This window comes from Acinetobacter sp. ANC_7635, assembly GCF_056779945.1.
The window spans coordinates 546,729-562,698 of record NZ_JBWYIS010000001.1; the positions used below are offsets into that span (position 1 = coordinate 546,729).

Consider the following 15,970-nt stretch of genomic DNA (forward strand, 5'->3'; position numbering starts at 1 on the left):
TGTGTACCTACCAAATACCAACCCAATTTCTCCATGGCTCAAAACAAGAAACAGAAAGCAAGAAATAATATTTCAAATGGGTGAAAAGGAGATTGGTCGCAAAGGTCTGTGAAGAGATGGGAACGTTGAAGAATAGAAATATTGTATGACCAAGAGAAAGTCCATTCAGCTTGATCAATACACATTAACAATCAAGACCAGTAAAATGAGGTCTTAGATGAACTGAATTTATAGATTTTTTGAAGAAAGCCAAGCAAAGAGTTGGTCATACACTTGCTGACGAACCAGTTTTTTTGAAAGAACCAAATCATGCAGGCCATCTTTAATTGTCATTACAGTGACATCACCTTGTAATCCTTTTGCATATTTTTCGATGGTTTTTACATCTAAAATCACATCAGAGGTCTGAACATCAATATTGTATTTCTTCGGATTGGTCGTGCGACTTGAGTGCATAACAAGGAGCGGAACTGAAATTTTAGGACCAGATTGAATTTTCTGTTGTGCTTTCACAACAGCACCAATAAAACTCAAATACACTTTGGTGTAGGTTTTAGGTTTAAGCTTGAGATCAAAACTCCATTCACCGTTCAAATTTTCGTGCAAACTCTTCACGTAAAACTTATTTAATTCACTTGGTAATTGCATCAACGGAAATTGCTGAGCTAATTTTGCAATCATTGGAAGCGCATATTTCTTTTTTAATACATTCATATTGAAATCATAAAATGGGCTGTTGGCCCAGATTGCTTTAATCAATGGATGATCAGGGTGTCGAATTGAAAAATAAGTGGCAGTTAAACCGCCTGTAGAATGACCGCATAATAATACCGATTCATTTCCGTCACTTTGAATTGTATTCAATGCGGCATGAATATCTTCATCATATTCGGTTAGGTCTTTCACAAAATAAGGTTTTTGATGCGGAAGTAGTGATCTACCGTATTTTCTAAGGTCAATGGCGTAAAACTGAAAACCTTGGGCATTAAATTTTTTCGCCATTTCTTGTTGGAAGAAATAATCAATAAAGCCATGGATATACAGCACAGCTTTAGTTGATGGAATATCTGATGGACGACGTACTAATGTTGCAATAACCTCACCATCATAATCAGGCGAAAATTTGAAAATATGTTGCTCAAATTTTTCACCTAAAATGTCGGGTTGGTAGTGTAGCGTTGTCTCAGCACTCTTTTTTTCGATCATCTATTGATTCAATCCCTGATTTAAAACTGTTTAGGTTGATTATAAATATTCTTTTAAAAGTTGTTCTGTCTCGTCAAACAATCGCTGAGCTAAACTACGATTTTTTGCATGTGCAGATTGAAAAGCTGGTGTTTGCAAACTTTTGTATTGACCTGTTTTCTTAGACCATTCAGGTGATAACGCAATTTGATGAATAAGATTTGCTGGTTTGTTGGGTGAGATTAAGAACAATTTTAAAGCGCGATATTGATAGTTAGGAAGCTCGCGATAAATTTCGGAATCCACACCACCTGGATGAATTGCATTACTGGTGATAGATGTACCTCTGAGCTTTTCAGCTAAGGCATGACTAAATAGTAAATTTGCTAATTTACTATTTCCATAGCTGAGTACACCGTTATACTTTTTAACAGAATGAAATTTAAATTGATGTGTGTCAATTTTACCCAGAACATGCATCATGGATGCAAGATGAATGATACGGCCTGAAGGCGCGTTTTGAAGTAAAGGTAACAATTGTATTGTCCACACAAAATGTCCTAGATAATTGACACCTATTTGTTTTTCAAAACCATTAGCCGTTTCTTCTAATTTAGGCGTCATTAGACCTGCATTGTTGACCAAAATATCAATCTGTGAATATTTTTCTTTTAAAGTTTGTGCTGCAGATTTGACTTGATTTAGATCATTTAAATCTAATTCTACAATATCAATTTGACCATGACCTTTGGTGCTGATTTCTGCTTTAGCTTTCTGAGCTTTATCCAAATTACGACAGGCAAGTACGACGTGATGACCACTTTCAACAAATTTTTTTGCTGTCGCTAATCCAATTCCTGTATTTGCACCTGTAATCACCACTGTTTTCATTATTGTCTCTAAAGTTCTTAGTATGAGATTGTTTTAATACAGTCAGAGCAGTGAGTCAAACGTACTTTCAAGAAATTTTCATATAATTGTTGCATGATACGAACTGCTTATCTGACTCATACAAAAGTTACAGAATCTGAATAGCACAACTCATTTTAAGATAGAATAATATAGTTATATCGTTGTTATTTTTAAAATTCTTCCAGTCTTTCTTATTTAGGCAAACTGTATGCTGGCGTGTCCTCCGCAAAATCCAAAGCAACGTCATCAATATACTGCACAGGCATTAATTGATCATTGCGATACACTCAAAGCCGTATTTCAGGATCAGTGGTTATATCTATGGACGATTACGCCTGAAAATTTATTCGTAATTGATCAGGAAAATAATAGCTTAGTGATCGCAGATGGACTGCTCACAGTTGAGTGTATCGATGATTATAAAATTCAATTTTATACATCCCACTCAAATGTCGAGATTCAAAAAATTGCGGATTTTATGTTCAATGATTTTAGTTTTATCTTTAATCATAAGGCCTCACATCATTCTCTATATTTAAAAACGAAAGTGCAGTTATTTCGTCAAATGCTGGTTGAAGAAGTCTTTAAATGGGTCGATGGAGAAAATCGTGTTGAACAGTGCCTTTATAATTTGACCGATCAGCAAGCGATGCAGTTAGATCGAATCATGATGCAAAGTGAGTATTATGATGAACCTCATTTGCTGAATTTCAGTCGATTTGGTGCTGAAATACCTTTGGAAGTTGAACTGAATTTTAAACATCTGTGTTTGGTCAATTCAGTCATGGGAGATAATTTTCTTGCAGTGCAAAAATTGATTCCAGTATACGATCGGTTAAGCACTTCAGCAGAATTAATGTTGCCAAAACGGTTATATCGTATGGCACAAATTTCTTTCGAAGAACAATTTAGCTTATCTCAATTGGTAGACTTAGAGCCTGATTTCAATTTACTCAAACAACATAATGAGCAAACACCGCATTTATTAGGTTTTACACGTTGGATCAAACGAGGGTATTGGCAGTATCAAGATATTTTCAATAAACAAAATTTTTTAAATAAAGATGTGCAGTATTGGGTAGAAGATATAGCGCAACAGTCGCCACTGTTTATACACAAAAGAGCAGTGAATTGGTTATTTAAACAAGATTATCTTGTCATCGATTGGGTAAGTGAAAATTTAAAAGATCCCAATATTCGATTGGCCGTCACCGCTTTAAGTTTTGTGGATTGCTCTAAAGTACATCCGCATGTCATACAACTCTCGATTCAATATTTTGAACAGGTTATCGGTCGTTTATTTATTTCTGAGTGTTTACGTATTTCACAGCAACAAGCATGGTTTGAACTATCTGCTGAGCCTCATTCATATGCATTTAATGAGGCACAAAATGCTCAAGATTTTAAAAAATCACAGCCACTCACGGCTTCTATTTTATATCTTAAGGAATGGTTGGACTTGTTATGGTCATTGGATCAGCAAGGATTGAGTTCAGTGAAATATGTCTTTAAACGTATTTCTCAAGTGATGCAGTCTTATATGTTGTTTTTAAATGACTTAGTTAAAGATCTACCTGATGAAATCATCAAATTTATTGAGCCCTCAACACAACACCAAACGCATTTTCATTTCTTGATGCTGCAGTATCATATCAATCTAGATGAGTTTAGGCAGCGCTTTAAACATCCAAACTCTCAATATAACCGCAGCAATAGTATTTTTGACTCTTATGTCGCAGATTATCTCATTGATTTTTTTCAACAAGATAGAACTATTTCGAAAAACATGACATGGCCCGCATGGTATCAGCAAGCAATACGTTGGCATCAGCATTTACATTATGTGGATACATTGACGACTTTGAAATTGAGACATGCTGAAAGTCATTGGAAACGAGTATCACCTCAAGCAGTCATGTATACAGAGAATTGGAAATTTGTGGAGTTGAATGAATTAGAGCAAATTATTCAAGAGTCTGTAAATTATAAACATTGCCTGGCTTTATCTTATACCCAAAGAATTATTGATGGTGAATATGTGGCGTTCCATATGTCAAATTTACATGATCCCTCACAGCATTTGACACTCGGTTGTTTTTTTAAATTCGATCAGCTTCATTTTGACCAACTGCGTTTGCCCAATAATGAAGTTGCTGATCTAAAGGTTGTGAGGGAGGCCAAAGAGTTTGTACATCAAGTCAATGAAATGTTGATTTGGAATTTTGGAGATCCGGAACAAATCAACAACTGATGCGCCTTAAATTGACGTATTCACGCGTTAACATGATCATAAGACTGATTTTTGGCTTAACTTTTTGATGAAATGTCGTTAGGCTATGAGCGTTTAAATTAGGTTAAGCACATATGAAACAAGAAACTGCACTGAAGTTAATGAAAGCAGGAGAAAATGTCTTTTTGACAGGTTCTGCGGGTGCAGGAAAAACGTATACGCTTAATCAATATATTAATTATCTTAAGGCACGAAAAGTTTCAGTCGCCATTACCGCATCTACAGGCATTGCAGCCACACACATGAATGGGATGACCATTCATACGTGGGCGGGGATCGGGATCAAAGATTTTTTATCAGATGATGATCTAAAGCGCATGAAAGAGCGTAAATATCTCAAAGAGCATTTAGAAAATGCGCAGGTATTGATCATCGATGAGATTTCGATGCTACATGCGAAGCAGCTTAATTTAGTTAATCAAGTGCTTAAGTTTTTTAAAGAGTCTGATGAAGCATTTGGTGGCATACAGGTGATTGCCGCCGGAGATTTCTTCCAGTTACCACCAGTCGGACGCAATGACGAAAAAAATCGAGATAAATTCTGTTTTATGTCCCAGGCTTGGGTAGAAGCGAAATTTCGTGTTTGTTATTTAACTGAACAACATCGACAAGATGACTCAGCCTTGAATGATATTTTGAATGCAATCCGTGCACAAAATATTCAAGCCGAGCATATTCAAGCTTTACAACAAACGCGTGAGCAAGATATTGGTGAAACATTTACACGTTTGTATACCCATAATATGGATGTTGATGCCATTAATTACCGTCATTTAAATGAGATTGATGGGGATGGTCATCAATTTTGTGCACAAATGGATGGTAATGAAAAATTAATAGAGACATTAAAATCTTCCGTACGTGCACCAGAAGAATTGACCTTAAAGAAACATGCCAAAGTCATGTTTGTAAAAAACAATTTTGATGTGGGTTATATCAATGGCAGCCTTGGTGAAGTCATTGGCTTTGAAGAAGTAGATGATCACGGGGTATTACCTAAAGTGAAATTAACAGACGGCACTGTTCTGGTGGTCGAACCTGAAACCTGGTCTGTTGATAATGATGCAGGAAAGACAATCGCGAGTTTTTCCCAAGTTCCTTTGCGGTTAGCTTGGGCGATTACTATTCATAAGTCTCAAGGGATGACTTTATCAGCGGCAGAAATCAATTTGGCGAATACCTTTGAAAAGGGTCAGGGCTATGTCGCCTTATCTCGTTTGAAATCTATTGATGGTCTGAGGTTGCTAGGCTTCAATGAGCAAGCATTAGAATTAGACAGTTTAGCAATTAAAGCCGACCGAAGATTTCAAGAGCTCTCTGATGAAGCAGAAGCGCATTTTGGTGATGCTGATTTAGAAGCGCAACACAAGGCATTTATTCGGCACTGTGGTGGCACACTCAATGAGCTTGAGATTAGTCGTAATGAGAAAAAAATTGCCAAAAATGCAGGTAAAGCCAATTATGCCACCGCGACTCTCGATGAAACTCGCGAACTCTTTGAAAATGGTTATGAAATTCAGGATATTGCGGTTGAGCGTGGTTTAACGCCAGCAACCATTATTAACCACTTAGGCAAACTCCATCGTGAGCAGGGCTTAGATATCTCGGTTGCTCATCCTGGGGATGAAGTCGTTGAACAAGTACGTAAAATCTATAAAAAATTACTTAAAAGACAGAGTCCTGAACATTTCGGTGAAGATGGTGCGATCAAGTTGCGTCCGATCGTGGAAAATACCAATCCGCGTATGGGCTATGACCAAGTGAGATTAGCCTTATTATTCATTGAATAATGAGTTACGCATTTGAAATTGATTTTTTAACACACAAGCAAAGGGAATTAAGATGCCACAGATGATCGTTGAGTATTCGGATAATATCCAAAATTTAGATGCGCAAGCGTTACTTTTAGGCTTAAACCACGCTTTATTTGATACAGGTCTAGTGGGGCATCCTTCTGATATCAAATCACGTATTCGTGCTAATAGTGATTTCCTGATTGGTTTTGGCGAAGAGCCTCAAGCCTATATTCATGTTCGTTTAGGGATCATGACGGGGCGTAATGAAGAGCAAAAGAATCTTATTTCAGATCGCTTAAATGAGTATCTTCATAGCTTTAATGGTTATCATGCTCAAGGCTTAACGGTTCAATTGATCATTGAGTTAGCGGAAATGCCAAAAGAGCATTATCGTAAAGGTAGAGTTCAGAAGTAAGACTAAAAAGGCTGAAGTGATCTTCAGCCTATCGTTATGCAGCAAAAGTCAGTATTTCGATATCTGCACTGTTTTGAATTTTTTCAGCCGAATAGCTATAGAGTTCATCGATGAAAGCGACATTAAAACTTCCGACAGTTTGAGCCTGCGTATAAGCGAGCTTACCTGCGATGGCAAAGTGTACATGGGCAGCAATACATGCAATGGTTGGGTTTGTTACGCCAGCATAAGCAGCAATTAATGCACCTAAGGCGCATCCTGTAGCGGTAACTTTTGGCTGTAAATGTGAACCTCCATTAATCTTAACCATACATCCATAAGACTTAGAAAGAAGAAAATCAGATTCGCCAGAAATTGCGATACATTCAGAGTAATCTAATAAAGTTTTTGCCTGTTCTACTACGGCAGCGCTATCGAGGGTACTGTCTACACCCTTAGATTGATTTTGTTGTCCTGCTAAGCTCCCAATTTCTGAAGCATTACCTCGGATAATGGTGGGTTTAAACCGCAATAAATCATTTGTAATTTCAGTACGCCATGGCAAAACAGCACTATAGCCAACAGGATCTAATACCCAAGGTATATTTTTTTTGTGAGCAGTTTCTGTGGCAATTTTCATTGCGGCAACTTGTTCTGTATGAGGAGTCCCTAAATTGATACTTAAAGCTTGACTAATACTCACGAAACTTTCAGCTTCAAAAGGATTATCAATCATGGCAGGTGAGGCACCAGCAGCTAACAGTACATTTGCGACATAGTTGGCAGCAACCTGATTGGTCATACAATGCACTAAAGGTTGAGTGGTTTTTAACAGATGCCATGCTTCAATGACCTGTTTAAGAATCTCTTGGGTTTGAACCACAATATCTTTTGGAGCATTTGCTATCAAGTTTTCTGGATGATTCATAGTCGTTCGCTAGCGTGTAAAATAGTGGTCTTGGTGATTACAATTACGACAAATTAAACTGACATAGTCATCTGCGTCATAATCCACAGTAAGTTCATTCGAGCCACAATTCATACAACGTTTTTGTGAGTAGAAATTTAAACGTGGCTCGATTTTACTCCACGATCGCCAAACAGGTTGAAAAAAGATTGATTCATCATAGCCTAGAAAATGAAAAAATAAGATTTCGCTCATTTTACTTAAAGGTAAGTTAGGTAGCCTTGGCAGTGTTGAGGTTTCCCATTTTTCAGCTAAAGAACGTTCACGATATTGCTGTAAGGTCTTTTTTAAAAGGTTGGTATTGATAAAATTTTCATTACGGGCTTGGAGTGCTTTCTGATGGTGCAAATACTCAAGCGCAGTTTGAACTAAATAATAGATTTGACCCACAGCAAGAGAGTCTAATAATCTAAAACAAAAGGTTTGAAAACTCTGATTTCCAGCAATTTGAACGCCCCAAGTACGACAGTAGTATTGCGCAAATTGAATAATTTCTTGGTACAACAGAGTATAGAGTGCACTTTTGACTTCATCACTATTTTTAAATGGTACACCTTGGCTCAGATTTTCATAAAAGAGCTGACGTAACGCTTGGGTAATACTAAACAAGCTCGGCTCAGAATAGCCGTCAAGACGGACATTAATATAGTATTGACTGAGTTCACTCGAAAAGTCACGTGGGACAAGAATATTGTCTTTCAAAAGTTGTTTCATCAAATAATTTTGAAATAAATAACTTGGGGTAATGGTGTGATATTTAATATTTTCCCAATTAATGAATTCTTGATGTTGGGTATGCTCATGAACTTGTTGATCTAATATTGAGAGTAAAAACAACTTGTGCATAAAGCTCAGTTGATGCAAATCGAGTTCTTGTATGTCCTTATTCTTTGATGCAATTTTACGTTGTTCTTGAATGCGAGTTTCCTGCATCATTTTCTTTCGTTTTGCTGTGCATCGCTCACAATGACAGTTGCGGTTTTCATCTTGAAAGACTTGATGGTGGCAGTGAGAGCATTGATGGAATAGGATTTCTTTATCAAATTCTTCTGCTTCAATAAAGTACATACTGGCCTGACAAAGTGGACAGAAACTACTTTCATCAGCATTTTTTTGGAGAATTTGCAACATAGCAGCACTTTAATTTCAAGATAAAAGAATTATACACACGATTGTTCAGCATCGCTTGATTGAGTCAGGATTGAAAACAAATTTGACTGGTGTTGCGATCAATAAAATAAGCAGGTGAATGCCTGCTTATGTGAAATATATGAATAGATCGAACCGGAAAATCATTTCCTCAAGCGTTAGATCGACTTGAATGGAGGGTTTAATAGGTTAAAGGGCAAGGGAGCTCTGAATCGGAAAAATGTTGCATTTTAGCTTGGATCAGTACCTGAGATTTCTTTTGAGATAATCTCTTGATTCCGAGTGCATCATAGTTTTTCAATACAGCTGTGACTTCTGATGTTTCAATAGGCATTCCCTCGCTGGTTAAAAATGCTGCAATCACGCGATGATCAATTTTAGCAGCATCCATCATCTGCATGGTTTTGATGTTTTCTACTCTGACTATGTGGTCCCTGATGAGCATATTTCACCTCATTTATGATTTATAAGTTTTTTGATGATTACCGCTCTTAAACTGAAGCAATAATTATGCTTGAAAATAAAGAAGTGAATTTTTGTTACATTTCTATCGTACTTAGACAAGATATTTGAAACGGGTAATAAAGAAGCAAACTGTTGTTACTACAAATAAATTAAATTGAAAAAAACATGAATAGACCCATATTAAATAGAGCGTCAAACACAGACAATTCGTCAATTTTGACCTATGATCAATTGACTTCACATAAAAGCATAATCGCTGTAAAGAACAGCTTATAGGACGAGTTATGAATATCGCGGCAAATCCAGTGATCGAAGCAGATCAAACGATTTTTTTGAAAGATTATCAGAAGCCAGCATTTGTCGTGGATTCGATTGATTTAAATATCCAAGTCTATGACGATCATACGATGGTGACAGGCACACTAAAAATGCAACGTCAGACTGAAGGTGATTTGGTTTTGCTTGGTCGTGAGCTTGAGTTGAAGTCAATTACACTGAATGGTCAAGAGTTAGATTCTTCGCAATATCATCTAGATGATGAACAGTTAGTGATTAAAGATGCACCTGATGATGCATGCATCGTTACAGTCGTTGAAATTCATCCTGAATCAAACACACAACTTGAAGGTTTATACCAAGCAGCATCTGATCTGTTTGTTACACAGAACGAACCAGAAGGCTTTCGTAAAATTACGTTCTATCCAGACCGTCCAGATGTGCTGTCTGTTTTCACAACACGTGTCGAAGCGGATAAGAAATTTCCAGTCCTACTGGCGAATGGTAATTTAATTGAAGCGGGTGAAGTAGGCGAAGGACGTCATTATACCATTTGGCAAGATCCAACCAAGAAACCAGCCTATCTCTTTGCATGTGTCATTGGAGACTTAGCGGTTTTAAAAGATCGTTACGTCACTTCTGAAGGTCGTGATGTAGCTCTAGAAATTTATGCTGAAGAAAAAGATATTCCGAAGTGCCATATTGCCATGGAAGCACTTAAACATTCTATGCGTTGGGATGAAGAGCACTATGGATTACCTTATGATTTAGACAATTATATGATTGTCGCGACCAGTGCATTCAATATGGGTGCAATGGAAAACAAAGGGCTTAATATTTTTAACACATCATGTGTTTTAGCTGATGAAGAATACACGACTGATGCTGCGATTATGCGTGTTCAATCTGTTATCGCTCATGAATATTTCCATAACTGGACGGGTAATCGAATCACTTGCCGAGACTGGTTCCAACTTTGTTTGAAAGAAGGTTTAACCGTTTTCCGTGATCAATCTTTTTCTGAGGATTTGCAGTCTGCTGCTGTTCAACGAATTGATGATGTAGCAGTGCTTAAAGCGCACCAATTCCCTGAGGATTCAGGCCCATTGTCTCATCCTCCACGTCCAGATCATTTCGTAGAAATTAATAACTTCTATACAGCGACTGTGTATGAAAAAGGTGCAGAAATTAACCGAATGATGGCGACTTTATTAGGTAAAGAAAAATTCCGTAAAGGAACGGATGAGTATTTCCGTCGCCATGATGGTCAAGCTGTGACTGTGGAAGATTGGGTTGCTGCATTATCAGCAGGTTCTGGTGTGGATTTATCTGGATTTTTAACTTGGTATAACCAACCAGGCACACCTAAGCTTGAAGCCAATGGGGAGTATGATGCTGAGCAGAAAACTTATCGTTTAAACTTTAAGCAAAGTTTAAAACCACATCCAAAATATCCAAACTTAAAAGCGGTTCCAATTCCTGTCGCTTTGGCATTGTTTGATGAACACACTGGTGAGCAACTTCAACTTGAATGCTCGGCTTTGGTTGAAGATCAAGGCAAAGATGGTGTTTACTTATTCACGACTGATGAAGCAACGATCGAGTTTAAAAACGTGGCGAAGATGCCTGTAATTTCACTATTACGAAATTTCTCTGCACCCGTGAATTTAGAGTTTAATTATACTGATGAACAGCTTGCGTTCTTATTACAGTACGAAACCAATGGCTTTAATCAGTGGCAAGCGACGCAAACATTGCTTGAGCGCATCTTATTAAATGACCAACCTGCTGACATATATATTGAAGCGATGTTAAAAACGCTACCTAGAGTAATTCAGCAAGATCCGCTGTTAGCTTCACGTTTATTTGATGTTCCGAGTGAAGGTTATTTGGGTAGCCGTATTGACTACGATTATCAACCGACAGCGATCTATGAAAAGCGTAACGCTCTATTAGATACTTTGTCTCGCCGTTTAGGTGATTTTGCTAAAGAGACTTATTTATCATTAGATCCAGCAACACAGTCAGATTTTTCCCAAGCTATGGGTACACGTGCTTTAAAGAACATCATGCTTTCTTTTATTGCGCGTCAAGGAGATGAAGCTGCATTTGACTTAGCTGAGCAACAGTATCGTCAAACACGTAATATGTCTGAACGTTTAGGTGCTTTAAAAGTGTTGGTGTGGAATGATGCACCACAAGCTGCTGAAATTTTAGAAGATTTCTATGCGCGTTTTAAAGATGAGGCTCTATCAATGGATCAGTGGTTTATGATCCAAGCAGCTCATCCGAAAGCGACAGCAGAGACGATTCAAAAACTGACATCACATGCTGATTACGATCTTAAAGTACCTAATCGAATCCGTGCTGTAACTGGTGGTTTAAATTCAAACCCTGTGAATACTTGGAGTTTTGGGGTAGATCACATTATTCAGTTGGCTCAATATTTGGACGAAAAGAATCCGATTGTAGGCTCACGTTTGTTACAACTTTTGTCACGTTGGTACACGTTAGCCCAACCTCAACAAGCCGAAGTCAAAGCGAAACTCGAAGCATTGAAACCTATCGTGAAATCTAAAAATGTATCGGAAACTTTAAATAGTATGCTTGCTGTTTAAATCACAAATAAAAAACCAGTGCAATGCACTGGTTTTTTTGACTCAACAGAATCAAGCTTGCATGGTCATTAGACTCGCATTACCACCAGCAGCTGCGGTATTAATACTAATTGCACGTTCAATAAAGAAGCGTTCTAAAGGAATGTCATAATTACCAGGCTCTAGATGTGTAATTCCGATGATCGGACCTTGTCGCTGAGCCACTTTATCTTGCAATTTTAACAGTTGATTTTTGGTGCCATGATGTATAATTGCATCAAAAGTACCTGTCTCAATATCAGCAATAATGGCGATACGTTGAGCGACCTCTTTAGGCATAGACTGTAAGTATTTTAAAACAAAAGTATTTTCGCCTAGAACAGTTGGCTGAGAGCCGACCGCGAGAATGGCATGAAGTTGATGAATCTGATCAATTTCCTGATCTGCCAAGCTTAAAACACGATGTCTCGGTAACACAATATATTGATTGCTTTCACCTGTTGGCCCTTGTAATTCATAGCTATGTCCGACACAACTTGGTTGCAACGCCTTCATTTGATAATGAGGAAATGACTTATTGACCCAATCTTTATATTGATTCAATAAATTTTGATGTTCAGTCAATTCAACTGCTTGTTTTGTTGCATAAGGTTGTGCAATTTTTTTATGGTTACATTCATGCATTAACCGATAAATATACATCGGTCCACCAGCTTTTGGACCTGTACCAGATAAACCTTCTCCACCGAAGGGTTGTACACCGACAACAGCACCTACAATGTTGCGGTTAATATAGAGATTTCCAACTTCTGCTTTTGAAATTACGGTTTGTATGGTTTCATCGATCCGTGTGTGTAAGCCCATAGTCAAACCATAGCCTTTGGCATTGATTTGATCAATAAGTCGATCAAGTTCGCCATATTTATAAGTAATGACATGCAGTACTGGACCAAAAACTTCACGTTCAAGATCATCTAAATGTGGTAACTCAACCAAAGTCGGTTTAACAAATGTCCCTTGCTTGAGATGAGAGTCATCTTCATCCAACATGAGTTGTTGAACGGGATAGCCCAAAGATTTCATTTTATTGATATGTTGATCAATGGTTTGTTTTGCTTCTCGATCAATTACAGGTCCGATATCAGTTTTTAATAAACTTGGAATACCGACACGCAATTGCTTCATTGCACCTTTGAGCATTTTGATCACGGTATGCGCATTATCTTCTTGAACACATAAAATTCGTAGTGCTGAACAACGCTGACCAGCACTATCAAATGCTGAGCTGACAACATCTAATACCACTTGTTCAGTCAGGGCAGAAGAATCTACGATCATGGCATTTTGACCGCCAGTTTCTGCAATGAGAGGTATTGATTGACCAAATTGATTCAGTCGTTTTGCAACGGTTTTCTGCAAAATTTTCGCAACCTCAGTTGACCCTGTAAACATAATACCTTGAATACGATGATCACTACTGAGTTGTGCACCCACTGTTTCACCACGTCCTGGCAAGAGCTGTAAGACAGATTGTGGTACGCCAGATTCCCAAAGGATCTGAACTGCAATTGAGGCAATTAAAGGAGTCTGCTCCGCTGGTTTGGCGATTACAGTATTCCCTGTTACAAGTGCCGCCGCGATTTGACCTGTAAAAATTGCCAATGGGAAGTTCCAAGGACTAATACACAGTACTGTACCTAAGGGTTGAATAACGGCTTTGTGTTCTAGATCTTTCACTTGTGCTGCGTAGTAGCGTAAGAAATCTACTGCTTCGCGTACTTCAGCAATCGCATTGACAAATGTTTTACCGCTTTCACGACTGAGCAGAACCATTAGCTCTTCAAGTCGAGACTCCATCACATTGGATGCTGTAATTAAATATTCTGCACGTTGATCTTTTTCTAAATTTTGCCAATCCTGCTGTGCTTCAGTCGCATTAACTAACGCCATTTCCACTTGCATGGCATGAGTTTCCGTCACTTCACCGACAATATCTTGATGGTTTGCAGGATTGAGAATTGCCATTGACTCTGTATCGTGTACGTATTCATCTAATCTCAGACCCATTGGGGTGGCTTTAATTTGAACTTTAGACCATTGTTGATAAGTATGATTCAAATGTTCAAGGTCTTGGTCATTTGCAAGATCAATTCCAAGAGAGTTAGGGCGATGATCAGCATATAAATGTTTCGGATATGGAATAGCAGGGTGCTTTAATCCAACTTTGCCTTCGATTCGACTTGTGACATCAATGGTTTGATGGGGATTTTCAATCAAGGCATCAATTTTGAGTGTTTTATCAGCAATACGATTTACAAAAGACGTGTTTGCACCATTTTCAAGCAATCGTCTAACCAAATAAGCCAAAAGGGTTTCGTGATTTCCGACAGGTGCATAAATTCGGCAAGGTACGCCAAGTTTATCATCTGCTTTAGAACCGACGACTTGTTCATAAAGTGGTTCGCCCATGCCATGTAAACATTGGAATTCGTATTGTCCCTTATAATATTGTTCAGGATTTGCTAAATGATAAATAGTGGCTAAGGTTTGTGCATTATGTGTCGCGAATTGCGGATAAATAAAGTCTGGTTCGGCTAAAAGTTTGCGAGCACAAGCGATATAAGATAAATCTGTATGCACTTTTCGAGTAAAGACAGGATAATCGGCCATGCCTTCAACTTGTGCTTTCTTAATTTCACTGTCCCAATAGGCGCCTTTGACTAAACGAATCATTAAACGTTTTTGACTACGCTTAGCTAAATCAATGATGTAATCGACCACGTAAAAACATCTTTTTTGATAAGCTTGAATCACAAATCCAATGCCTTTCCAGCCATTCAATTTCGGTTCGAAACATAAGCGTTCAAGAAGTTCCAATGAAATTTCCAGACGATCAGTTTCTTCAGCATCGATATTTAGACCAATATCATATTGTTTCGCTAGAACCGCTAGATTAAAGACTTTGTGATAAAGCTCATCGTGTACACGGTCAATTTGCGAGCGTTGATAACGTGAATGAAGTGCTGAAAGTTTGATTGAGATACCGGGGCCTTCGTAAACATCTTTGTCAGACGATGCCTTACCAATCGCATGAATCGCATTTGTATAATCTTGATAATAGCGCTCCGCATCATGATCTGTAAGTGCTGCTTCACCTAACATATCATATGAGTAACGGAAGCCTTGTTCTTCTAATCGTTCGGCATTATTTAACGCCTCATCAATGGTTTCACCTGTCACAAACTGTTCACCCATCATACGCATAGCAACATCAACGGCTTTGCGAATAATGCCACGGCCACTTCGTGCCAAGATGCCTGTGAGTAGACCAGATAAACTATTTGCTTTAGGTGTTTCCATTAATTTACCGGTCAACATTAAGCCCCATGCTGCCGCGTTTACAAACATTAGGCTGCTTTGACCTAAATGATCTTTCCAATTGCCTTGGTTGATTTTGTCTTTGATCAATAAGTCACGTGTTGCTTTATCAGGGATACGTAACAGCGCTTCAGCTAAACACATGAGCGCAATACCTTCTTGTGAAGATAATGAAAATTCTTGTAATAAACCCTGTACAATGCCTGCTTTGCCCGCTGACCCTTTACGTTCACGTAATGAATGCGCTAAATTGAAGGCTAATTGATAAATTTTGTCTGAAATTTCTTGATCAATCTCGGTCTGTTCGAGAAGTGTTTCGACACATTCAGATTCATCACGGCGCCATGCACGATTTATTTCTAATTCTAGATCTGATTTATCTTTAAATTCAGTAATGTCTTGAATGTCTATTGGGCGAGAAAGGGGTGAGCTAAGTTGTTCCATGAGATATACGCCAGCGTCCTGTGACAATGAAATAGATTTATCTTTAAGGTTTATTTAATTTATAATTACAGAAAATATGGTGCATAACTCACTATAATTAGAGTTAAATTTAGAGAA

The 15,970-nt window shown here is 38.0% G+C and carries 10 protein-coding genes; 4 read left to right on the forward strand and 6 right to left on the reverse strand.

What is annotated here, in order from left to right; genetic code table 11:
* Window positions 1–228 precede the first annotated feature (228 nt).
* Entirely contained in the window at window positions 229–1,206 is a 978-nt protein-coding gene (locus tag AC1M89_RS02800; RefSeq protein WP_481613871.1) for an alpha/beta hydrolase, read from the reverse strand.
* Window positions 1,207–1,245: 39 nt separating this feature from the next.
* Window positions 1,246–2,076, reverse strand: a complete 831-nt coding sequence (locus AC1M89_RS02805) for an SDR family oxidoreductase (protein ID WP_481613872.1) — start codon at window positions 2,074–2,076, stop codon at window positions 1,246–1,248.
* 229 nt (window positions 2,077–2,305) lie between these two features.
* On the opposite strand from AC1M89_RS02805, the gene AC1M89_RS02810 reads away from it, so the two are divergent.
* The 3 genes from AC1M89_RS02810 to AC1M89_RS02820 all read left to right on the forward strand — a co-directional run bounded on the left by AC1M89_RS02810 (window position 2,306) and on the right by AC1M89_RS02820 (window position 6,598).
* Complete coding sequence (locus AC1M89_RS02810) at window positions 2,306–4,348, forward strand: hypothetical protein (protein ID WP_481613873.1); 2,043 nt, start codon at window positions 2,306–2,308, stop codon at window positions 4,346–4,348.
* A 113-nt stretch (window positions 4,349–4,461) separates the two neighbouring features.
* Entirely contained in the window at window positions 4,462–6,177 is a 1,716-nt protein-coding gene (locus tag AC1M89_RS02815) for an AAA family ATPase (RefSeq protein WP_481589920.1), read from the forward strand.
* 52 nt (window positions 6,178–6,229) lie between these two features.
* A complete protein-coding gene (locus AC1M89_RS02820) occupies window positions 6,230–6,598 on the forward strand; it encodes a 5-carboxymethyl-2-hydroxymuconate Delta-isomerase (RefSeq protein ID WP_035263762.1) in 369 nt (122 codons plus the stop codon).
* A gap of 34 nt (window positions 6,599–6,632) precedes the next feature.
* Here AC1M89_RS02820 and thiM read toward each other — a convergent pair whose 3' ends face one another.
* The 3 genes from thiM to AC1M89_RS02835 form a co-directional block, all read right to left on the reverse strand.
* The gene (thiM, locus tag AC1M89_RS02825) at window positions 6,633–7,505 is read right to left on the reverse strand and encodes a hydroxyethylthiazole kinase (RefSeq protein ID WP_481613874.1); all 873 of its coding nucleotides are present in this window, start codon (window positions 7,503–7,505) and stop codon (window positions 6,633–6,635) included.
* Between the two features lie 9 nt (window positions 7,506–7,514).
* Window positions 7,515–8,675 carry a hypothetical protein gene (locus AC1M89_RS02830; protein WP_481613875.1) on the reverse strand — a complete coding sequence of 387 codons (1,161 nt, stop codon included), beginning with the start codon at window positions 8,673–8,675 and terminating at the stop codon, window positions 7,515–7,517.
* 199 nt (window positions 8,676–8,874) lie between these two features.
* Complete coding sequence (locus tag AC1M89_RS02835; RefSeq protein WP_035263756.1) at window positions 8,875–9,138, reverse strand: hypothetical protein; 264 nt, start codon at window positions 9,136–9,138, stop codon at window positions 8,875–8,877.
* 304 nt (window positions 9,139–9,442) lie between these two features.
* Between AC1M89_RS02835 and pepN the strand changes: the two genes are divergently transcribed.
* Entirely contained in the window at window positions 9,443–12,052 is a 2,610-nt protein-coding gene (gene pepN, locus AC1M89_RS02840; protein ID WP_481613876.1) for an aminopeptidase N, read from the forward strand.
* Between the two features lie 51 nt (window positions 12,053–12,103).
* Here pepN and putA read toward each other — a convergent pair whose 3' ends face one another.
* Window positions 12,104–15,853: a trifunctional transcriptional regulator/proline dehydrogenase/L-glutamate gamma-semialdehyde dehydrogenase gene (gene putA, locus AC1M89_RS02845; protein ID WP_481613877.1), complete on the reverse strand. Its 3,750-nt coding sequence runs from the start codon at window positions 15,851–15,853 to the stop codon at window positions 12,104–12,106.
* Window positions 15,854–15,970 lie beyond the last annotated feature (117 nt).